Consider the following 20,650-nt stretch of genomic DNA (forward strand, 5'->3'; position numbering starts at 1 on the left):
TTTATACTGCTATAATTCACACATTTTAGATAGGGGAGAGTAACATGATTCCATTTCCAAAGCCGACTGTGGAGCAATTTTTTCGTACGTATGTTATTACTGGTTTCGATGTCGATCCAGGGGAAAATAAGCTTGTTTTTAGTTCCAACCTTGATGGTCACATGAATTTATGGGCAATGGATTTGCCTGATACATACCCATATATGTTCGCACACCAGAATGAATCATGCAGTTTTATTAAATTTGACCCGTATGGACGGTACGTGTTGGCAGGGTTTGACAAAGATGGTGATGAAAACCACCACATTTATGCCCTTCCACATGTAGGCGGACTTCCACAGCCGCTCGTGACAGGTGATTCAGAGGACAAGTATTTTCTCACCGATGTAAGCGATGATGGCGAGCGTATTTACTACATGACTTCAGAAGATAACCCGTCATACATGAATGCGCGGGTTCGGAATCTGACAGATAGCTCCGACACATTGCTGAATATCGGGGAAGTGTCCCCAACTGAACTTGCAGCTGTTTCCGCCAATGAGAATGCATTTGTCTATTTGCGGGCATTTGCTAATACATATGTAACCGGGTTTGTCCGTTTGGGGAATGATACATATCCTCTGACACCTGATCCGGAAAAGGTTCACGTGACATTTGATCCTGTATTTACAGATGACAAAACGGTCTATTTTGTCACGAACTATGAACAAGAATACAATTATATCGCCAAATTTGATATAGAAAAACAGGAATTCACGCAAGTGCTGGCCATTGAAAATGAGAGTGTGGAAGAACTGAAATTCAGTAAAGAAAAGAATGCACTATTCCTCGTAACTGAAAAAGGTGCGGCCGACTGGATGTATCGCTATGATTTGGGTTCGGAAATACTTGAGCAGCTGACAGCACCGGCTGATGTCATCGAACAGCTGAAGGTAACCAAGAAGGGAACGCTTTATGTGTTAGCCAGAAGTGCAACCATTCCGCACAATATTTTTCAGTCTGCGGACGGACAGAACTGGAAGCAGCTGACCAATAACCGGGTGCTTGGTCTAAGCAGTGATGACATGGTGGAGCCTAATGTCGTATCTTACAAGTCGTTTGATGGCATGACCATTGAAGCACTGTTGTTCAAGGCCAGACCGGAGAATGACAATGGATACACGATTTTTTGGCCGCATGGGGGACCACAGGCAGCTGAACGGAAATCCTTCCGGTCGATGTTCCAATGCTTTCTGAACCGGGGCTACACCATTTTTGCGCCGAACTTCCGAGGCAGTACAGGCTATGGGTCTTCCTTTGTCAAACTGGTTGAGCAGGACTGGGGAGAGGGCCCACGGCTGGACTGTGTCGCTGGAATAGAATGGCTGTTTGACCAAAATGTAACCGATCGTGACAAACTCTTCCTTGTCGGGGGCAGCTATGGCGGATACATGACATTGCTATTGCATGGTCGCCATTCGGAATATTTTAGGGCATGTGTTGATCTTTTCGGCCCATCTGATTTGTTCAGCTTTATTAACTCGGTCCCCGACCATTGGAAGCCAATTATGAAACGCTGGCTTGGAGATCCGGAGCGTGATAAGGAACGCTTTATCAAGGATTCTCCGGTCACGTATCTCGATGGTATGACGAAACCAATGCTCGTTATTCAGGGGGCAAAAGACCCGCGTGTCGTTAAAGAAGAATCCGATACTATTGTAGCCAAGCTTCAGGAAGAAGGGCGCGATGTCGAGTACCTTGTCCTGGAAGATGAAGGACACGGCTTCTCGAAAAAAGAAAATGAAATCAAGGTTTATTCCCGTATGCTCGACTTTTTGGAAAAGCATCAGGGATAGACGGTTGTCAGGGCAGGTGGATCTATTTCAAATGGTTATCTGCCTACCTTCTTATGAGTATAATCGTATGCAGATCTGAAAATGTGTCCATGGCACTTTTTGAAACACCGATTCGATTATAAGGGCAAGAAGGTCTTTTGCTAATGGTATGTTCTTTGTTCCTGCTTAAAAGAACAAATTACAGATGGATGCATACACATAATATCACTCACCCTCCAAAAAGTGATTGACCATCCCAACTGTCTCGTTTAAAATGTAGAAAGCCCTGTTTTGACTATTGAAACATGGGTGGTTTTATTCAAAAATGGAAAGGCGGGCAGAAGCCACGAATATTAAATAAAGCGCCTGGACTATTTCTGTACGGTAATGGAAATAGTTGACGAGGAGGAGGTTATCGAAATCAATCGGCGGATACCTCCCGGCTGCACATCTCAGCTGTTACCTCTTTTCCGAAAACAGCTAGGCGACTTGCTGTACAAAGGATTGGAGAAGATGGACTAAAAACACGGGAAAGGGGCAGCAACAAGCCCCGAAATGAAGTCGGAGGACAAACCTCTTTCATGCTCGAAAATAGAACATGGCCGGTTGCTGCCCCTTGCAATCCAAGGAGGAAGCGACATGTGTGGAATTGTAGGATATATTGGACAGAATAATTCACTGGATATTTTACTGAATGGGCTGGAAAAACTCGAATACCGTGGTTATGATTCGGCCGGCATTGCGTTAATGGATAATGAAAATATTAATTTATTTAAAGTGAAAGGACGTATTGCCGCACTGCGCAGCCACGTGAATCATGCGGCTGCGTCAACAGTCGGAATAGGTCATACGCGCTGGGCTACACACGGTGCCCCAAGTGCAGAGAATGCACACCCGCATCAAAGCACTTCTGGCAGATTTGCCATTGTCCATAACGGGGTTATTGAAAATTATTTGGATTTGAAAAGGGATTATCTCGACGGAGTTGCTTTTGGCAGTGAAACGGATACCGAAATCATCGTGCAGCTCATGGAAAAGAATGCTGAGAAGTATGGAGAAACACTGGAAGCATTCCGTCAGACAATTAGCCTTTTAAAAGGATCCTATGCGGTTGCTCTAATCGACAGAGAAGACCATGATACGATTTATGTAGCTAAGAATAAGAGTCCATTGCTCGTCGGTCTTGGTGATGGGTTTAATGTTGTTGCCAGTGACGCTATGGCCACACTGAAAGAGACCGATCAGTATTTGGAAATCTATGACCAGGAGATTGTTCTGGTTAATCGCCATTTCGTGAAAGTGCAGAAACTAGATGGAACCGATGTGAGCCGCAGCCCATTCACAGCCCAAATCGATGTAACCGATACGGAAAAAGGGACATATCCACACTTCATGCTGAAAGAAATTGATGAACAGCCGTTTGTTATGCGCCGCATCATTCAGGAATACCAGGATGAACGCGATAATCTGAAACTGGATGAGGATGTACAGCGCGCCATGATGGCATGTGACCGTATCTATATTATCGCAGCGGGTACCAGTTATCATGCCGGACTTGTCGGTAAACAGTTCTTGGAAAAAATGGCTGGTATACCGGTGGAAGTTCATGTGGCAAGCGAATTTTCCTATAATATGCCGCTATTATCGGAAAAGCCGTTATTTGTGTTCATCTCCCAAAGCGGGGAAACAGCGGACAGCCGCTCCGTATTAGTAAAAATGAAAGAAATGGGACACCCGGCACTGACGATTACAAATGTGCCTGGTTCCACCCTTTCTCGTGAAGCAGATTTCACACTGCATTTGCATGCCGGACCGGAAATTGCGGTAGCGTCAACAAAAGCATATACCGCTCAAATTGCTGTTCTGGCCATCCTTGCAGTCGGCACTGCACGTGCAAAAGGTTTGGAATTGGACTTCGACCCAATGCAGGAACTGGCCATTGCCGCTAATGCTATGGAAGTTCTGACCGACCAGAAAGAAGCAATCGAGGCACTGGTCCGTGAAAATCTTGGCACCACCCGGAATGCTTTCTTCATCGGACGCAGCACGGATTACTTTGTCTGTCTGGAGGGAGCGCTGAAACTGAAAGAAATCTCTTACGTTCAGGCAGAAGGCTTTGCCGGCGGTGAACTGAAACATGGCACGATTGCATTAATTGAAAAAGGAACGCCTGTTATTGCACTTGCAACACAAGAAAATGTCAATTACTCCATCCGCAGCAATGTACAGGAAGTCGTTGCACGCGGTGCCAATGACATGATTTTCAGCATGAAAGGCTTAGAACAGGACACGGATGCCTTTGTTCTTCCCCGTGTACATGAACTGCTGACACCGCTTGCCAGTGCCGTGCCTATGCAGTTACTTGCCTACTATGCAGCATTGCATCGCGATTGTGATGTGGATAAACCGAGAAATTTAGCTAAAAGTGTAACGGTGGAGTAGGAATATTTTCGGTTAGTTTAAACCCGCTTTAAGACCCAGTATTTTAAGGGGTGCTATACATGCAGAGGGAGCCTAGAGTTTTTTAGAAGATATTTTATCCGCTGCAGTTAAAGTGGAGAGATTCACTAGAGGAATATCCTATGACGATTTTTTAGATAATGATTTAGTTTTCGATGCGGTCATTAAGATGCTATAACGGGGGAAGCACCAAAGAAAATAAAGTTTGATCAAAAATACCCGTAGAACGTAATTTTAGGGTAATTCAAAAGAATCCGTTTTGAAAAAGAAATATATTTATTCAGGCTGATATTGCGTATCAATTATAATATCAGCCTTTTGTATATTTTTACTGTAATAATAGTACATTGTGGATTATAGGAGATATTCCAGGTTTGTTCCTTGCAATTTCATTTCCATTGGTTATCTGATTATCGTTATCGCAGGATTTATCTATTGATTGGTATAAATTTTTCATGAGAATATGGAAGTTGTAATGACTGGGATGGGAGGATTTGAAAGGCTACACTTGGAAGGAAACCGACTGTCTTAAAAGAATTAGGTTAAATCACACAGATTGTTAGACAAAAGGGGTGATTTAAATTGAGATTATTTTTGAGTCTATTATTTTTAATTGTTATTGGGTACTATGGTTACAGGTTTATTCAAGTCTTATTAAAAATGAGAAAGACGAAAAAAGATGTTATTTTACCAACAACGCAAGAGGAGATTGCGGCCATTAGAACCTATCAACAGAGAACGGTTAAGTTCCCGACGTATTCTGAACAAAAGGCGGGAATTATTATGTATTCTCTAACACTTTTGTTTATGTTTGTTATGTTTTTCATTGGAACATGTTTAAAGGAATTTGAGTTGTCATTTTATCCGTTAATTTTTCTCCCCTTACTCCATACATATAACTTTCTTGATTTATTCGCTGTACTTGATGATGGGATACTTTGTGGAACCCGCTTTATAGCTTGGGGGAAAATAAAGTCATTTGAATTTGTCCGTATTGATATGAATCATAAATACTACGGCTTTTCAAAAGAAGTTAATGATAAATATGAATTAAGGGTTAAGGCGAAATTTCATTATATAAGTTGTATTGTTACCACAGATGAAATAAAAGAGAAGTTGAATAGTGTTTTAAATGAACATGTAGCCGTGAACGAAGAATAAGTTAGCTATAATGGTTCCAAGGTGAAAAAAATATATCAGTTTCCTCTCATTTGCCGATTGTGCTATATTAGATTTATCTATCCCGTAAAAAAATGGGACTAAAGGTACTAATACCAAATGAAAAAAAGTAATGAAAGAAGGTGGCTTCAGATGGATTTTCCTTTCATAGAGGTCGTGGTGTTAGCAGGAATATTTTATTTGATAATTTAGGTTGACAAACTGGAAGGCCGAGTCAAAGGCATGAAGTATAGTTTGGGGTAGAGGAAATTCAGGGAATCTTTACTGCGATATCAATTTCCACTGATTATTGCCGGCATAGCTTTATTGATTGCTTCGAATTTTTAAAGAAGGCGGAATTAATAAAACATCCTTACCAAACTTTTTGGTTTAAAACTGGTCTTGCACTCATATGTTATCTTTGGATGCCTTAACAAAATTTCCCTGGCAGGGATTGCTGAGTTTGAGGTGAAAGAAATGTTTAAAATGATTGTTTTAATTATTTTTTTATTCCTTGTTTATCTACTTCTCAAAGGTGAAAAAAGAAGTATGAGATTTGTCTCCCTTGCCTATTTTGCCTTGCTTTCCATTATATTTAGGGTCGGCAGTATGTACATTTCATCTAAGTTTCATTTACACGATGGACCTGTTTTAGACAATGGATTCCAAAAGCACTTTGATTGGGTTAGTACCTTTTCATACTTATATATTATCCCGTTATTCATCTTGATCGTTTATAAGTTATTTAGACTGGCTCAAACATTATTTGCTCAAACCCAGTTGAGAGTTACGATGTTGTTGTTATCAATAGCTGTCCTAATTGTAATAGGTTATGTATCTTTCTTTGCATTCACATTAATTTTTTACGGATTTGCACCTTAGATAAAAGTTAAAATAACGCATGGCACGTTGCAGCCCTTATCTGTTAAGAATCGCCCGTTGCAGATAAATCATTTCATCGGCAAGGTTTTGAATTCTCCCGGAAACATCACGGTCGATAATTTCATCACTTTCTTCGTTGAAGGCATCATTATGGATGAAGACGTTCCCTGCTGGTATTAGGCCTTTAAAGTAGGAAAGGACTGGTTTTAACTGATATTCCGGTACTAGAAAATGTTTGTCAGACCATCCGGTTGCTACAATACCTGTTACTTTATTCTTGAAGGCATTTTCGGGAAAAAGGTCCAACAGATTTTTTAATGCGCCCGAAATGGATGCTTGATAAATTGGTGTGCCAAATACCAGAAAATCGGCAGACAACATTGTATTTACAACGTTCCAAGTATCATCATTATAATCCACTAACGGTGCTCCAGTAGCAAATTCAACCTCATATTCCCTCAAGTCCAATAACTCCGTTTGTATGGCTGAGTCAAGATGTTTAGCTGCGGTTAAAACGTCGCTGACAGCTAAAGATGTTTTGTCACCGGCCAGTGCCCCTGATATCCCGATAAGTTTCAACATGACGACCTCATTTCACATTATCATCTATAATGAAGGCTATCGTATCCTGAATTTTAATGCAACCAATTAGCATTTGTCTGATTGTATACTTTTTATGACAATGGGGAGCTTAAATTGTAAGCTTGCAGTTTTGTCGGGGCTGTTTTCTCGTGGGATATAGGAAAAGTGAATGATTATACTTAAGATTTTGAAGGAGTGGTAAAATGGCCGTACATGTGCCGGTTTCATCTTCTGAACTTGCGACACTCTGGATTGTTTATCAAAAAAAGACCATGATGCTTCGGGTAACAGAACATTTCTTAACCCATGTTAAAGATCCGGAAGCGTTGGAAATATTACAGACTTTCTATGATAAGGAAAGTGAATTTGTTACGGAATTCGCGAATACCTTCAGACAGGAAAAGGCAGCAGTTCCAGTAGGATTCACGGAAAATGACGTGATTCTACAGGCCCCGCCATTGTTTGATGACGTGTACAGCATAATGTATCTCCGAACGATGATGAAGATTGCATCAGGAATTCATGCGCTCCATTTGGGCATGAGTTACCGGAAAGACTTGATGGATCTTTATAGGCGCAGTTCCTCGTTTGCCGAAGAGTACAGTGAAAAAACAACACAGTTTTTGTTGGAAAAGGGAGTTCTCCCTAAATCACCTGCAGTCAATATGCCTGAAGAGGCCGTGTTCGCAAAACAAAAAGACTACCGGTCAGGACTTGCTGTAACTGGTCATAAAAGAAGTCTGAACACCGTTGAGGTCGCCTATATTTATCAGGGGATTGAGTCAAATGTGACCGGCATGAAGCTAATGACTGGCTTTGCACAGGTTGCAAAGGAAGAGCAAGTCCAAAAGTATTTCTACCGCGGGAAGGAATTGTCCAAAAAAATTATTTCGAAATTTAGTGATGTACTTCTGGAGAGCGATGTCAACGTTCCAATGACGTCGGCCGGGCTTGTGACAGACTCTACAAAAGCTCCCTTTTCCGATAAGCTCATGATGTATAATACATCGCTACTGACAAGCTTTGGACTTGGGAGCAACATGATTGGGACATCCTTTAGTTTACGGAAAGACCTTCCACTAAAAATGGCCATGATTGCCAAGGATGTCTTTAATTTTGCTAATGACGGTGGGGATCTTATGATTAAGTATGGATGGACAGAGGAACCGCCACAAATGGAAGACAGAACGCAATTGTCAAAAGGAAGTAACAATTAATTTCAGACCAAGTGCCTTGCCCCTTTGGACCAATATCAAGGGGGTTTTATTATGGATCAAAAAATAGTTGTTTTTTGAGGTACACCCTTTGTTATCCATGATTGTTTTTCCAGTGCCCACCGGTTAAAATGAAACTGCTATGGTGCCGAGCTTTTTACATGGTCTGGGGGGGTACGGATGAGAAGAATCGTTGCTGCAGTTATTTCGACTTGTTTATTTGGTTTTTTGATGGGCGTGACCAGTTTTATAACGGCACCAGAGAAAAGTGCTGTATCTTTATGGCTTCCGATGCTATTTTTGGGGGCGTATGCGGCACCTGTGTATGTCATTGGTGGAATTTCGTTCTCACTTCTGATTGATAAAGTGACCAGCAAATGGCTGCGTAATTCTACAGGCTTTGCACGGTATGTGGCAAGGGCAGGTTTCTATGGTCTGGCGGGAGTCATCGCTTCATTTGTTTATATAATGGTGCTGGCAGCAGCAGAAGGGGAACTTTACCTGATTCCGCAAGAATTAATAGGCTATTTTGTTTATGGGCTGATTGCTGCACTTATTTATTATCATGTTTTATATGTCATGAAAAAGAAAGGAAAAGGGAGATGACTGGTGCCCGAACAATGGGGAGCTGAAGCATTTTCACACCAATCATCTGCCGCACAGTTTTTTGAATATCTTGTTTCGGTAGGATGGGTAGGCCGAATTGCGATGCAGTTTTCTTTTTTGTACCAGTTCGTCAACTTCTTTTTGTTTCTTTCCCTTGCTGTTTTGCTCTTCACCGGTTGCGTACGTCATCAAATCCCCGGCGGTGGTGCTTTTGCCTGTCTTTTTTTCCTCATTCTTATCGGGGACAAAGCCGGCATTCTTTAATATTTTATATGCCTGATTCAATTCCGGCGACAGTCCCGGCAAATCATCTCGCAGATTCAGCTTTTCCCCCTTGCCTGGCAGGTCGTCAAAGTCACCATTCTTGATTGCCTCTCTGATTTTGTCTTCTACAATAAGATACATAACATTCACCCTTTCCGTTTGATTATATACCTATCATCAGCGTTAGGAAATGGGGAGATTAAATTGTATGCCTGCGTTGACCATATTAACAAATAACAAATTTGATTCACCTACACACCTATTATATAATTTGTGTGTAGGAGGGGCTCGTTATGGAGAATCCAATGAAACGGAAGCAATTTCATGTAACAAAAGAGGATGAGAAGGTTTTAAAAGATTTGGCTCAAAGTAAAGGTTTGTCAGAAACGGAAATTGTAAGGGAAGCCGTTCGGGAGTATGTGTAAAAAATTTAAAGAAGGAAAACCCTTTGCTGCAAATGGCAAACGAGGCGGAGCGAAATACGTTTGATACTACAGAGGATTTGTCGGCAAACCATGATTACTATCTTTGGGAGATATACGGAATGTTGCGAATGTTACACCGTCAATTAGAAAAAGTACCCTGCAAATTCTTGAGCAATACAGTAATCACAAAATTTCATATTGTGACGCATTAAGTGTGGCAATGATGAAAGAACAGCAAATCCAAAAAATCTTTGCATTTGATCATCATTTTGAAATAATGGGTGTTCAGCTTGTAAGGCAGGGGTGATTGCTGTTGGAAATAACACGGATGAATTGTTTTATTCTTTCCGTCTTTTCCTAAAGTTGTGGTCTACTTGACTTTTGTTATTTCTTGTTCTATTTTATCTCCAAATTCCATTAGTAATCCAGTATGATGATATTTTATTTTTTCATAGATAACTCTGGACTCTTCTTCGTCATATAGGTGGGAAGTTTTGTTTCTGTCTACCATCATGTCAATCCATTGATCGCCATCATCGATTAGGCCATAAGCATAAGCTTCACGAATGGTTCCCCTTGGGCTTCTAAGTTCCGTTAATCCTGTATACTCCAGAAAATCCTTCATTAGTTTCCAGCTTAGTTCAAAGGTGAATTCAAAACGTTGAATAACGCCATCATACACAATATCATCTTTTATTTCTAAACTCGTTCCTTCATTTAACCTGGAGACTGCCCGCTTATAGTCTTCAAGCCTCTCGTAAAGCCTTTCCTTTTTCATAAATAATTACCCCTTCCTGGTTTATATTTGATATTAAGTCCTTTTTTGTTAACCGATTCATGAAAACAATATCTAATTTTAAGTGTGTTGACATTTCCTGTATCCGATCTTCCATTATGTTTTGCTCAGAATGGGATGTATTTTTTGTCCGAATGGCCAGGTCAATATCTGAATTTGGGTGAAAATCTCCGCGTGCTCTTGAACCAAATAAGATTACTTGTGAAATTCCATGATTCGACGAACAGTAATTAACTAATTCATTCACAAAACGCTCGGAAATATTTAGTTCACTCGACATTCTAACACCCGCCTGCATTGTAGTGTACATATTATACCATGGATTGCGTGTACGAACACAAACGATGTGGGCATTCCCTGCTTTATAGTTGCCTTCTGACATTAGAACAGCCGCATTTTCCGAAAAAATGCGGCCGTACATGTTGGGAACTCATGAATTATTGTTTATTTGTGAAATCTGTTTTTTAGCCATCACTTCATTGGCGGCTTCCAGTTCTTTATGTTCATCCACCGAATCTCCCGCAGGATTATCTTCCTCTTTAAAAGGGTGATTAGCATCCAATCCATCCTCGACGCTTAATTCCCCGTCCATATTTGCCTGTGTTGGCCTTTCAAAGTTCTTTTTTCGATTTTTTCCCATATGATTCACCTCACTATATAACTTGTGCTGTACATAATTTTTCATACCTTCCACCCTTGTGAAACGATGTGCATCGTTATACAATAATAAAAGAGGTGATGTGAAAATGGACCGTGAAATAATGAAAGGCAGTATTGATATTTTATTGCTTAATTTACTGAATGGGAAAGATATGTATGGATATGAAATGGTAAAGGTGCTCAAGGAAAAGAGCGAACAGCTTTATAGCATGGGCGAAGGAACGCTGTATCCGGGGTTAAAACGGATGGAGAAAAAAGGGTGGCTCGATTCGTATTGGTACGAAACAGATCATGGACGCCGGAAATATTATCGGATTACGGAAGATGGGAAAGATGTATTGGGAAAGAAATTAAATGAATGGAATAGTGTCCATAATCTCATTACGAAAACAACGGGAGACATATCATGAATCGGCTGGAAAAACATGTTCAAAAAATGCTGGAACAGATGCAGAGCGGAAGGGAAGAGCGTGAAGAATTGCGGGAGGAGCTCCTCGGCCATCTGCAGGAAGCAAAACAACATTATATGGATGAGGGTTACACGGCAAAGCTAGCCGAAAAGCAGGCAATTGCGGAATTTGGGAATCCTGACAGCACAGGCCATCAGCTGCAGGAGGCGATGTATCCGTATCAGCGCGGGCTGTTGTATGTGATTGGTATAGGGACGATTTTGTTTGGTGTTCTATATTTTTTAAATGCGGCTTTTTTTCATCATGATCCGATTCCTATTTGGCTCGCCATTCAGCTTTTTGTAGGAAGCGTTGTCACCCTAGCTGCCATTAACATTTCATTTGCAGGAAGGTATTTTTATGTGATTCATGTCGTGCTGTTTGCCAATGTTATCTGGAATGGCATTAATCTGTTAATGATACAGGGAACATCCCAATGGCAAGTTATTCTATTCAGTATTTATGTGTTGCTGCTGGTCGGGCTGGGGATTATAGCCATAATCCGCAATTCGTATTATTCAAGCGGTTCGGCTAAAAGCAACCAGCATCAGCGTGGGGTTGTGCTGTTAAGTTATGTACTTAATCTGCTGTTTGGCGCTGCTGTTGTTTGTGTGAGTTTGTTTGCGCTATGGGGAATACTTGCCTTTGGTGAGCTACGCATAAAGGCGATTCTGACGGTGGTTCCTATTATTACCTGGCTGATTTCTTATAAATTTCAGATGAGGTATATAGCAAAAAAACCACTTCTTTCAATTGTGACTGGGGTCGTTTTTTCCGCATTGTCAGTTGCACTTCCTTATGCCATTCTTCTGTTCTCCGGGAGGTTTTAACAAATGACGTTAAAAATGAAAAATATCAGTTTTATTGCCGGTATGATAGTGTTGTTCGTCCTTCTGTGGGGGGCAGGTTCGTTTACTGGGGAGCCGGATGGGTTTTCCGGGTTTGGGCGGACTACCGCTATCTCGCCTGATGACAGCGAGCTTGTATTTTCCTATTATCATGGGGATGATGCCGCACTTTATACCGTTCCCGTCAGCGGAGGGGAAGCGGAACTTTTGGCAAAGCCGGAAGAAGGAAAGTCTTTTTTGCACCCTGCGTTTTCTCCGAATGGTAAAAAAATTGCCTTTGTGGAGCAATGGGAAACAGAAGAAAGAAGGTATAGCCAGGTGCGGATTTTTAACCGGGAGGAGCAGTCGATAGCACAACGGATCAATACAAAAGGCTATATGACTGAAGCGGCATTCTCGCCGGACGGGAAATCACTTTATTTCCTGAAAGCTGACACGTATAAAAATTATTCACCAATTGCCTCTGAGCGGCCGCATGAATTTGATGTTTACCGTATGAACCTGGAGACGAAGGAAACGGAACAAATCACATTCGAACAGGGATATGACATGTCATCGCTTGCGGTGACTCCAGATGGCAAACAACTGATGTTCAGAACATACCGGGAACATGATCAGCTTGTATTTCATTCCATGGAGGATGGAAATGAGAAATCCATTGTACCCAAAGGTGACTTCGCTTCTAAGGCGCCCATGATTTCATCGCCGACATTGTCGCCTGACGGACAGTATGTGGTTTTTACCGATGTAGCCACCAAAGATGAGAATGGCACATTCGTTTATGAAGCCTTTCGAATGGACCTGGAAACCAAACAGGCCGAGCAGCTTACGTCGTTTTATGAACATGTGACCCATCCCGTGTTTTTTCATAACAAGGATAAGCTGATGGTAACAGTAGACAAAAACTTCGCCGGGAGAAATCCGGAATACAGCTATTGGCAAATCAATACAGACGGGGAAGAGCGGGAGCGCGTGACAATCGAGATACCTGAGGAAACAAATGATAATTAGGGATGTTTGGGTATGTTCTGGAGCTAAAACGACAGAAAAGTTCCTTCTTATAGAAATACTGGACTGCCATCTATTGTGCCCTTTCAGTTCAATTAGCTGTATTATTTGCGATTTTTGTGTAAAATAGCAGTTATAGGAATTGATTATAACAAAACTTCTATATAGAGCAGTAAGATTTTGAGGGGGAAACGGGTTTGAAAGTAGTTGGGATATCCGGTTCGGTTGTTGGTTCGAAAACCCGGATTGCAGTTCAATATGTTCTAAATCGGATAAATGATCAATATCAGGATATGGAAACGGAATTGATTGACTTAAGCGCATATGAGCTTGTGTTCAGTGATGGACGGGATTACCGGGATTACGAGGGCGATACAAAAGTTGTGTTAGAGAAAATAATGGCGGCAGATGCTTTTATTATCGGAACGCCTATTTTTCAGGCATCGATACCAGGTCCGCTTAAAAATTTGTTTGACCTGCTGCCAAATAATGCCTTTCGTAGTAAAGTGGCCGGGATTGTGGCAACAGCAGGATCTGCAATGCATTATCTTGTGCCGGAACATCAGTTGAAGCCAATCCTTTCCTATATGAAAGCTGTCATTATACCAAAATACGTATTTGTGGAAGAGAAATACTATTATCAAAAAGCAATTGTGAATGATGATGCGCTATTCAGATTGAATCGCCTGGCTGATGATGTGGTGCACGGGATGAAAGTTTTTCACAAAATGCAAATAGCGGAAGACTCGGCATCTCCGTTTTAAAGCTTAATCAACATTGGAAAAGGGTTAATAGGAAGAGAAAGGATGACTCGGGACATCATGATCTAAACACCTCGTGTCATCCTATCTAATCATCTGGCTACTGCTTTAATTGCCTAAGCTCTTCCATACTTTCCTGTACGAGTGTAACAGCCTGGCTCATGCTCGCGCCGCCGCCAAAAGCTGCACTAACACCGATTGATTCAAGTATCTCCTCTTCTGAACAGCCCTGATCAAGGCATCCTTTGGTATGATAAATAATGCAATATTCATCCTGGGAATAGAGGCTGATACCTAATGCAATTAGCTGTTTTTCCCGCTTGGATAATGAACCTTCCTTGAAACATTCCTGTGTAAAGGCATTGTAATGCTCCGCGAGTGCCGGCATTTTTTCTGTAAAGGAACCTAATCCTTCCTTATAATGAAGAAGGGCTGCTTCCGTAGAATTTCTAGCTTCACTTTCCATCCATCTCATCTCCTTAACAGTTTTTTCATCAAGGTTAGTATGTGCGAAGTTAAACGGTTTATTATCTAAGTTTCTTCAAAATACGCTTTCCTTCCGAACTAGATTGGTAAGGCTTTTTGACGTAAATTTTAGCTATACTTTAATCAATATGAGTAAAAACAATAAGGGGGAAATGAACATGACAAGCAATAAAAAGGAGTTGTCACCAGAACGGCGTGAAGAATTACTCGGAGCATTGAAAGCCCGTTTTGAGAAAAACATGCACCGCCATAAAGGTTCTGAATGGGCTAAAGTTGAGGCGAAACTGGATGCTAGTACTGAAAAAATGTGGTCGCTCAATGAAATGGAACGAACGGGCGGCGAACCGGATATTGTTGGTTATGATAAAAAGAAGGCTGAATATATTTTTAATGATTGTTCAGCGGAAAGTCCTAAAGGTCGCAGAAGTGTTTGTTACGACCTTGAAGGACTGGAGTCAAGGAAAAAGCATAAACCAGAAAATAACGCTATTGATATGGCAACTGCCATGGGCATTGAACTTTTAACGGAAGAACAATATCGAACGTTGCAGCAACTTGAAAATTTCGATATGAAGACGTCGAGTTGGGTGCAAACACCTTCTGATATTAGGGAACTCGGCGGTGCCCTTTTCTGCGATTTTCGCTTCGGTCACGTCTTCGTGTATCACAACGGTGCGTCCTCTTACTATGGTGCCAGAGGGTTCCGTGGCTCGCTAAGGGTCTAAATTTTTTACAATGTGCGCTTTAACGGAATAACAGAGCAGGAACAAAATATTTTATAAGCCTATTTTGGTCAGGCGTAATGTTCTCTCAAAATGAGCATGTTTCCCGAATATGTTATGATGGGGATACCATGAAACGAAGGAGTTCACACTCATGAAAATCCCGATTCTTTATGAAGATAATCATCTCCTTGTCATAGAGAAACCAGTTAATATACCGGTACAGGAAGACAGCACAATGGACAAGGACCTGCTTACCATGCTGAAGGAAGATCTGAAAATCCGCTATCAGAAACCAGGGAATGTCTATTTGGGGCTGGTTCATCGGCTTGACCGTCCGGTTGGCGGTGTGATGGTGTTTGCCAAAACGTCCAAGGCAGCGTCGCGTTTGTCGGATGCCATGCGCAGGGGAGCGTTTGATAAGGATTACCTGGCTGTCGTAAGGGGCCGTCCGTCAACGAGTAAAGCAGTTTTGGAGGATTACTTGCTGAAGGATCGCCGTGAAAATAAAGTACATATTGTTTCCCCTAATCATAACAAGGCCAAAAAAGCGGTTCTGACATATGAAGTAATCGGACAAACCAATGAGCTAAGCCTGCTGTCCATTAAACTCGAAACAGGAAGACCACATCAGATTCGTGTTCAGCTAGCTTCCATTGAATGCCCAATATATGGGGATCAGAAGTATGGGCAAAACGTGAATAAACCCGGCCAGCAGATTGCTTTATGGTCGCATAGGCTTGCGTTTGAACACCCGACGAAAAAGGATACAACAGAAACCGAATCCTTGCCACCAAGCGAGTATCCATGGAACCAATGGCCGGAGTTCTGCCAGTAAGGAGCTGATCACTTGGGAAAAACAGTACAAACATTCACGATTCCGACATATGAAAAACAATCGTTTACCAATCTGGATGGGTACCTGAACGAGGTGCTCGCGGAAAGCGGCGTGCAGGATGGTATGATGGTCGTCTACTGTCCCCATACAACTGGGGCGATTACCATCAATGAAAATGCCGATCCGGATGTGAAGACCGACTTGAAGCGTGGGCTAGATGAGACATTTCCTAACAAACCGGACTACATTCATATGGAAGGAAATTCAGACGGACACATGAAATCATCTGTTGTCGGAGCCAGTGAGACGTTAATCATTTCCGGTGGACGTCTGATTCTGGGCACCTGGCAAAGTGTCTATTTTTGCGAATTTGACGGGCCCAGGGAACGGACGGTTCATGTGAAGGTAATAGAAGGGTAACGGAGGTGATGACATGGGAGCAAAAGTGAAATTAACCGATATTATTGACGAAATGGAAATGCAAACTGAAGAAGATTCTCCATTATTGAAAAAAGATACTGGAGAGATCATTTATATCATGAAGGACTTTATCAGAATGGCAGAAGATGGTGAGCCCTATGATCATTTGCCTGACTGGCAACAGGAACAGATGGAATTGGCAATTGATTTTGTGGAGAATGAGGATAAATATGTGGAACTGCCGTCTAAATTTGAAATCGATGAGTACGCTATGATAGAAGATTTCTGTTTTTCGGTAAAGGATTCCAAAGCACAGGAAAAGCTGCTTCGCATTATATGTGGTAAAGGTGCTTTCAGGAGATTCAAGGATGAAATTATTGACCTTGATTTGGAAGACGATTGGTATACTTACCGGGATAATTGCTATAAACAGATTGCAATTGATTTTTGTGAACGTCATAAAGTTGAATATACGGAGTCAAAAGGAAGTTAGAAATGAGCCGCAAAACAATAGAGAAAATGGTGTACCGCCACGCGACTGGGTTAATGAAAGAAAAAGGATATATTAGCCCGGTTGATCTTCTGGTTAAAATGGATCGAATTACCCCAAAGCAAGTGGAAGACTGGCGTTTTAAAAGGATCCCTTATCTGGAGAAGGTGACAGTCGGGGGACTTGGAAAGATGAATCACATCCTAAAAACGCTGAAAAAGTTTGCTACGGAACAGGAACTAAAACCATCGCTAACAGTTTACAAATCCTGGGGAAAAGGACCAAAAAAGCTTCTGCGCTTTTCCAAGACAGGTGATCCTTACATGGAAGAAAGGTACGCTACGCATTATGTCAGGAAAAGCAATAACAAAAAACATAAACAGCCAAAATGAAGCATTTAAATAAAATGTAAAATGGAGGGATAGAAATGGCAGAATTAAATGACCTGCAATCAAATGAACAATTAGAACAAGTATGGGAGCGTTCAGCGGGGCAGCCGGTGCTTCTTTTTAAGCATAGTACGACCTGCCCTATCAGCGCCGGTGCTTTTGAGGAATATCAGACGTTTCTCAACTCAGCCGATGACAAGGTGGATGCCTACCTCATTAAGGTAATTGAAAATAGAGATATATCGAATCAGATTGAAGCGGAGACCAATATCAAGCATGAATCACCCCAGATTTTTTTGATTCAAAACAGGGAAGTGATCTGGAATGCGTCCCATACCAACATTACCGCAGATGCTATCACTAGTGCACTGCAGCAGGCATAGTCGGTATAGCTAAAAACTTCTCAAATTGGGAGGGTGCTAAATGCAGACGATAAAGCTACTTACATGGAATATTCGCCAAGGAGGAAAAAAGGCAATAGAGCAGATTGCGAATTCCCTTGAGGCCCATCAAGCCAATGTGATGATCCTGACGGAATTTAAAGATAATCCTTCCGGTGGCTATTTGAAAAATTATCTGCAAGAGGCAGGCTGGCCATACAGCGCAACCTCCCACCCCCAACATAAGGAAAACGGTGTGCTCGTTGTCTCCAGAACCCCACTGAAACAACTAGAGCCACCCTTCCCAAATGAACAAGGATCCAGCCGCTGGAATGAAGTATACATCCCTCACTATGATTTATCCCTCTTAGGTGTTCACGTGCCGAATGTGAACGAAAAATATGATAAGGCATTTCACTGGGAACAAATCGTTTCTTATGCTAAACAAAAAACAGATGAAAAATGTGTGGTTGCCGGGGACTTAAACACGGCGCGCCGTGAAGAAAAGGCAAGCGCACCGAGGAAATACAGCAACTTTATACAAACGTTGGAGAACGACGGGTGGACGGATGCAAAGAAAAATGCGGCACAGGGCGCGCCAGGGTATACCTGGTACAGCAACAGAAAAAATGGCTACCGTCTGGACTATGTATTCTTGTCGCCGGCACTGAATGGCAATTTGCTCGCATGTCACCACTCGCATGATGAGCGGGTCCGCAATTACTCCGATCACGCCATTGTGACAGCAAGGCTTACTATATAGCCTGCTCCGCGGAAAATGCTGCTACGGATTTGAAGGGAAGTCACGATGTTATAAACAAGATGCAAAGCTTTACCCCCTTTGGATGATCAAAGCTTAAAACCCATAGTATTTCGGGATCAAACATGTTTACTTGTTGCTAAACTTAATTGATTTTCAATAAAAGCAGTCTTCCGCGATACCAGCTAATGGAATAATAAGAAGTATTGTTAGTACTACGTATAAAAAGGTTAGATCCCTTACTTATTTACTTAACGCTACAGCATATTCATAAAGGAATTCCGAATATTTGAAACCTTCTTCTTATAACTACGTAAGGTAATATAAGAAAGCGTTTATTTCGTTCAAGGGAGTTGAAAAAATGTCTGAAGCGTTAATTATCACCCTAATTCTTATCGGTGGTATTTCTTTGGCAGCAATCGGTTTTTACATTATGTTTAAATTCTACAAAAAGTTTTAGATGTTGGTTTTTTAGATAATTTTACGAGTTATCTATTGAGTTGCACTAAATCAGTTTAAAGCAATAGGGCGCACGGGCGCACTCCTGGAATAAATCACGTCCTTTCTTGGTTCTACGGGCCAGATTATGGAATGAACTTATGTGAAATCAGGAAGATTCTATTAAGGTGAACGGCAGTATATTAGATCCGGCAATGACTTGCCCTTATTGCGGAAAAAAGCAATACCAAACACAAAAATCAAGAATGAGAAACAGCGCTTTAAATACTGTCATCCTACTAACACTTTTGCTTAACATTTTCTTTGATATTCCAGGATTTCTCTTGCTTCGTTTATTCCCTATATTATTTATTGTAATTATGTCACTTTACCCAATTTTAGTGAAGATAAGCAGCAAGGAAGTGTATATAAACTTTTTTAAAACATAATCAAAGGAACAAGAAGTTAGTTATAGTTAGAGGTGGGGCTGATTTTGCTCGTAATAAAAGTGACTCTTGGTTGGGTTGTGGGAGTAATGTACGGGTCTATGCTGGCGTTATATGACGGCGGGGAGCCGTTTAATCTGGATTCAAAATTGCATCTATCAATCAAAAACGGTAGTATAAAAAGATAGTCGGTATTACAGGAGGTATAAAGCCAATGGATAAAAAGATAAACGTTGGGATCGTCGGTTACGGTAACTTGGGAAAAGGAGCGGCAGCTGCGGTTAAGCAGCAGCCTGACATGGAACTTGCCGCAATATTTACACGCAGGAACCCGCAAAGCCTGGATGTCGGTGAGCCAAATGTGAAAGTGTTGCAAGTGGATGACGCAGCACAGTATCAGCAAGAGATTGATGTGATGATATTGTGTGGCGGTTCCGCGACTGATCTGCCTGAACAGGTGCCTGCATTTGCGGAAATGTTTAACACGGTGGACAGTTATGACACGCATGCGAAAATACCGGAATATTTTGCTTCTGTGGATAAAGTAGCACAAGCGAGCGGGAAAACAAGTATTATCTCTGTAGGCTGGGATCCAGGCATGTTTTCATTGAACAGGGTCATGTCTGAAGCATTATTGCCAGAGGGACAAACCTATACGTTCTGGGGAAAAGGACTGAGCCAAGGCCATTCCGATGCCGTTCGCAGAGTAGACGGAGTGAAAAATGGCGTGCAATATACCATTCCATCTGAAAAGGTAATGGAACAGGTTAGAAATGGTGAGAATCCAAAAGTTTCTAAAAGCGATCGGCATGTAAGGACGTGCTATATTGTTCCGGAAGAAGGAGCCGATCAAGCCCGTATTGAACAGGAAATCAAGACAATGCCAAATTATTTTGATGAATATGAGACGACCGTTCTTTTTATTTCGGATGAAGAACTGAAGGAAAACCATGCATCTATGCCTCATGGCGGCTTTGTCATCCGTAGCGGAAAAACAGGATCCAATCATAATCAGATTTTGGAGTACAGTTTAAATCTGGACAGCAATCCGGAGTTTACGTCCAGTGTACTTGTTGCCTATGCACGGGCAGCGTACCGTATGAGTGCAGAAGGCAGTCACGGAGCCAAAACAGTATATGATGTTGCTCCCGCATATATCTCACCAAAAACGCAGACAGAATTACGCCGAGATTATTTATAACATCAGAAAATATAAATAGATGGATGACTTTATGGGAAAAACTTCGGGGCTGCCTCAAGATGAGGGAGTACCCGGGTTTTTTGTTGTTTAGATGTACTATGGTGAAAAAATAAATTCGTATAACGTGAAGGCAGTAATTTGCTGACTCCAGGA

At 41.7% G+C, this 20,650-nt stretch carries 25 protein-coding genes; 19 read left to right on the plus strand and 6 right to left on the minus strand.

Annotation, left to right across the window (positions count from 1 at the left end; all coding sequences use genetic code 11):
- Positions 1 to 44: 44 nt before the first annotated feature.
- From ACFSUO_RS02830 to ACFSUO_RS02845, 4 genes are all read left to right on the plus strand, one after another.
- Positions 45 to 1,835, plus strand: coding sequence for a S9 family peptidase (locus ACFSUO_RS02830; RefSeq protein ID WP_382390874.1), 1,791 nt, complete (start codon positions 45 to 47; stop codon positions 1,833 to 1,835).
- A 366-nt stretch (positions 1,836 to 2,201) separates the two neighbouring features.
- On the plus strand, positions 2,202 to 2,336 hold the full coding sequence (locus tag ACFSUO_RS02835; RefSeq protein WP_382390876.1) for a hypothetical protein: 135 nt from the start codon (positions 2,202 to 2,204) through the stop codon (positions 2,334 to 2,336).
- 117 nt (positions 2,337 to 2,453) lie between these two features.
- On the plus strand, positions 2,454 to 4,256 hold the full coding sequence (glmS, locus tag ACFSUO_RS02840; RefSeq protein ID WP_382390878.1) for a glutamine--fructose-6-phosphate transaminase (isomerizing): 1,803 nt from the start codon (positions 2,454 to 2,456) through the stop codon (positions 4,254 to 4,256).
- Between the two features lie 678 nt (positions 4,257 to 4,934).
- Positions 4,935 to 5,435, plus strand: a complete 501-nt coding sequence (locus tag ACFSUO_RS02845; RefSeq protein ID WP_382390880.1) for a hypothetical protein — start codon at positions 4,935 to 4,937, stop codon at positions 5,433 to 5,435.
- 915 nt (positions 5,436 to 6,350) lie between these two features.
- On the opposite strand, the gene ACFSUO_RS02850 is transcribed toward ACFSUO_RS02845, so the two are convergent.
- Complete coding sequence (locus ACFSUO_RS02850) at positions 6,351 to 6,893, minus strand: NADPH-dependent FMN reductase (protein WP_382390882.1); 543 nt, start codon at positions 6,891 to 6,893, stop codon at positions 6,351 to 6,353.
- Positions 6,894 to 7,099: 206 nt separating this feature from the next.
- Here ACFSUO_RS02850 and ACFSUO_RS02855 point away from each other — a divergent pair, with 206 nt between their 5' ends.
- Positions 7,100 to 8,113 (plus strand): DUF3231 family protein, encoded by a 1,014-nt coding sequence (locus ACFSUO_RS02855; RefSeq protein WP_382390885.1) that lies wholly within the window; start codon positions 7,100 to 7,102, stop codon positions 8,111 to 8,113.
- A 177-nt stretch (positions 8,114 to 8,290) separates the two neighbouring features.
- Positions 8,291 to 8,716, plus strand: coding sequence for a hypothetical protein (locus ACFSUO_RS02860; RefSeq protein ID WP_382390887.1), 426 nt, complete (start codon positions 8,291 to 8,293; stop codon positions 8,714 to 8,716).
- Between the two features lie 42 nt (positions 8,717 to 8,758).
- Here ACFSUO_RS02860 and ACFSUO_RS02865 read toward each other — a convergent pair whose 3' ends face one another.
- A complete protein-coding gene (locus tag ACFSUO_RS02865) occupies positions 8,759 to 9,121 on the minus strand; it encodes a DnaJ family domain-containing protein (protein ID WP_382390889.1) in 363 nt (120 codons plus the stop codon).
- Positions 9,122 to 9,273: 152 nt separating this feature from the next.
- Here ACFSUO_RS02865 and ACFSUO_RS02870 point away from each other — a divergent pair, with 152 nt between their 5' ends.
- The gene (locus ACFSUO_RS02870; RefSeq protein WP_382390891.1) at positions 9,274 to 9,405 is read left to right on the plus strand and encodes a ribbon-helix-helix protein, CopG family; all 132 of its coding nucleotides are present in this window, start codon (positions 9,274 to 9,276) and stop codon (positions 9,403 to 9,405) included.
- 370 nt (positions 9,406 to 9,775) lie between these two features.
- Here the strand turns inward: ACFSUO_RS02870 and ACFSUO_RS02875 are convergent, their stop codons facing one another.
- The 3 genes from ACFSUO_RS02875 to ACFSUO_RS02885 are packed head-to-tail and all read right to left on the minus strand — an operon-like array spanning position 9,776 to position 10,886.
- Positions 9,776 to 10,183, minus strand: a complete 408-nt coding sequence (locus ACFSUO_RS02875) for a nucleotidyltransferase substrate binding protein (RefSeq protein WP_382390893.1) — start codon at positions 10,181 to 10,183, stop codon at positions 9,776 to 9,778.
- A complete protein-coding gene (locus ACFSUO_RS02880) occupies positions 10,152 to 10,583 on the minus strand; it encodes a nucleotidyltransferase family protein (protein WP_382390895.1) in 432 nt (143 codons plus the stop codon). Before ACFSUO_RS02880 ends, ACFSUO_RS02875 begins: the two co-directional genes overlap by 32 nt.
- Before the next feature lie 48 nt (positions 10,584 to 10,631).
- Complete coding sequence (locus ACFSUO_RS02885; RefSeq protein ID WP_382390897.1) at positions 10,632 to 10,886, minus strand: hypothetical protein; 255 nt, start codon at positions 10,884 to 10,886, stop codon at positions 10,632 to 10,634.
- Between the two features lie 61 nt (positions 10,887 to 10,947).
- Between ACFSUO_RS02885 and ACFSUO_RS02890 the strand changes: the two genes are divergently transcribed.
- From ACFSUO_RS02890 to ACFSUO_RS02905, 4 genes are all read left to right on the plus strand, one after another.
- The gene (locus ACFSUO_RS02890; RefSeq protein ID WP_382390899.1) at positions 10,948 to 11,271 is read left to right on the plus strand and encodes a PadR family transcriptional regulator; all 324 of its coding nucleotides are present in this window, start codon (positions 10,948 to 10,950) and stop codon (positions 11,269 to 11,271) included.
- Entirely contained in the window at positions 11,268 to 12,140 is an 873-nt protein-coding gene (locus ACFSUO_RS02895; RefSeq protein WP_382390901.1) for a permease prefix domain 1-containing protein, read from the plus strand. The genes ACFSUO_RS02890 and ACFSUO_RS02895 overlap by 4 nt, the downstream gene beginning before the upstream one ends.
- Positions 12,141 to 12,143: 3 nt before the next feature.
- Positions 12,144 to 13,169, plus strand: a complete 1,026-nt coding sequence (locus tag ACFSUO_RS02900) for a hypothetical protein (protein WP_382390903.1) — start codon at positions 12,144 to 12,146, stop codon at positions 13,167 to 13,169.
- Between the two features lie 194 nt (positions 13,170 to 13,363).
- Positions 13,364 to 13,930: an NADPH-dependent FMN reductase gene (locus tag ACFSUO_RS02905; protein WP_382390905.1), complete on the plus strand. Its 567-nt coding sequence runs from the start codon at positions 13,364 to 13,366 to the stop codon at positions 13,928 to 13,930.
- 97 nt (positions 13,931 to 14,027) lie between these two features.
- Here ACFSUO_RS02905 and ACFSUO_RS02910 read toward each other — a convergent pair whose 3' ends face one another.
- On the minus strand, positions 14,028 to 14,393 hold the full coding sequence (locus ACFSUO_RS02910) for a carboxymuconolactone decarboxylase family protein (RefSeq protein ID WP_382390907.1): 366 nt from the start codon (positions 14,391 to 14,393) through the stop codon (positions 14,028 to 14,030).
- Between the two features lie 178 nt (positions 14,394 to 14,571).
- On the opposite strand from ACFSUO_RS02910, the gene ACFSUO_RS02915 reads away from it, so the two are divergent.
- From ACFSUO_RS02915 to ACFSUO_RS02950, 8 genes are all read left to right on the plus strand, one after another.
- Positions 14,572 to 15,138, plus strand: coding sequence for a DUF4256 domain-containing protein (locus tag ACFSUO_RS02915; RefSeq protein WP_382390909.1), 567 nt, complete (start codon positions 14,572 to 14,574; stop codon positions 15,136 to 15,138).
- Between the two features lie 151 nt (positions 15,139 to 15,289).
- A complete protein-coding gene (locus tag ACFSUO_RS02920; protein WP_382390911.1) occupies positions 15,290 to 15,973 on the plus strand; it encodes an RluA family pseudouridine synthase in 684 nt (227 codons plus the stop codon).
- 12 nt (positions 15,974 to 15,985) lie between these two features.
- Positions 15,986 to 16,393, plus strand: a complete 408-nt coding sequence (locus ACFSUO_RS02925) for a secondary thiamine-phosphate synthase enzyme YjbQ (RefSeq protein WP_382390913.1) — start codon at positions 15,986 to 15,988, stop codon at positions 16,391 to 16,393.
- Positions 16,394 to 16,406: 13 nt separating this feature from the next.
- Positions 16,407 to 16,886: a UPF0158 family protein gene (locus tag ACFSUO_RS02930; protein ID WP_382390915.1), complete on the plus strand. Its 480-nt coding sequence runs from the start codon at positions 16,407 to 16,409 to the stop codon at positions 16,884 to 16,886.
- 2 nt (positions 16,887 to 16,888) lie between these two features.
- On the plus strand, positions 16,889 to 17,275 hold the full coding sequence (locus ACFSUO_RS02935; RefSeq protein ID WP_382390917.1) for a hypothetical protein: 387 nt from the start codon (positions 16,889 to 16,891) through the stop codon (positions 17,273 to 17,275).
- Between the two features lie 35 nt (positions 17,276 to 17,310).
- Positions 17,311 to 17,655, plus strand: coding sequence for a bacillithiol system redox-active protein YtxJ (gene ytxJ / locus ACFSUO_RS02940; protein WP_382390919.1), 345 nt, complete (start codon positions 17,311 to 17,313; stop codon positions 17,653 to 17,655).
- Between the two features lie 40 nt (positions 17,656 to 17,695).
- Entirely contained in the window at positions 17,696 to 18,415 is a 720-nt protein-coding gene (locus tag ACFSUO_RS02945) for an endonuclease/exonuclease/phosphatase family protein (protein ID WP_382390921.1), read from the plus strand.
- Positions 18,416 to 19,510: 1,095 nt separating this feature from the next.
- A complete protein-coding gene (locus ACFSUO_RS02950) occupies positions 19,511 to 20,497 on the plus strand; it encodes a diaminopimelate dehydrogenase (protein ID WP_382390923.1) in 987 nt (328 codons plus the stop codon).
- The last annotated feature ends 153 nt before the right edge of the window (positions 20,498 to 20,650 follow it).

The organism is Lentibacillus juripiscarius, assembly GCF_042685205.1.
Taxonomy (GTDB): domain Bacteria; phylum Bacillota; class Bacilli; order Bacillales; family Amphibacillaceae; genus Lentibacillus; species Lentibacillus juripiscarius.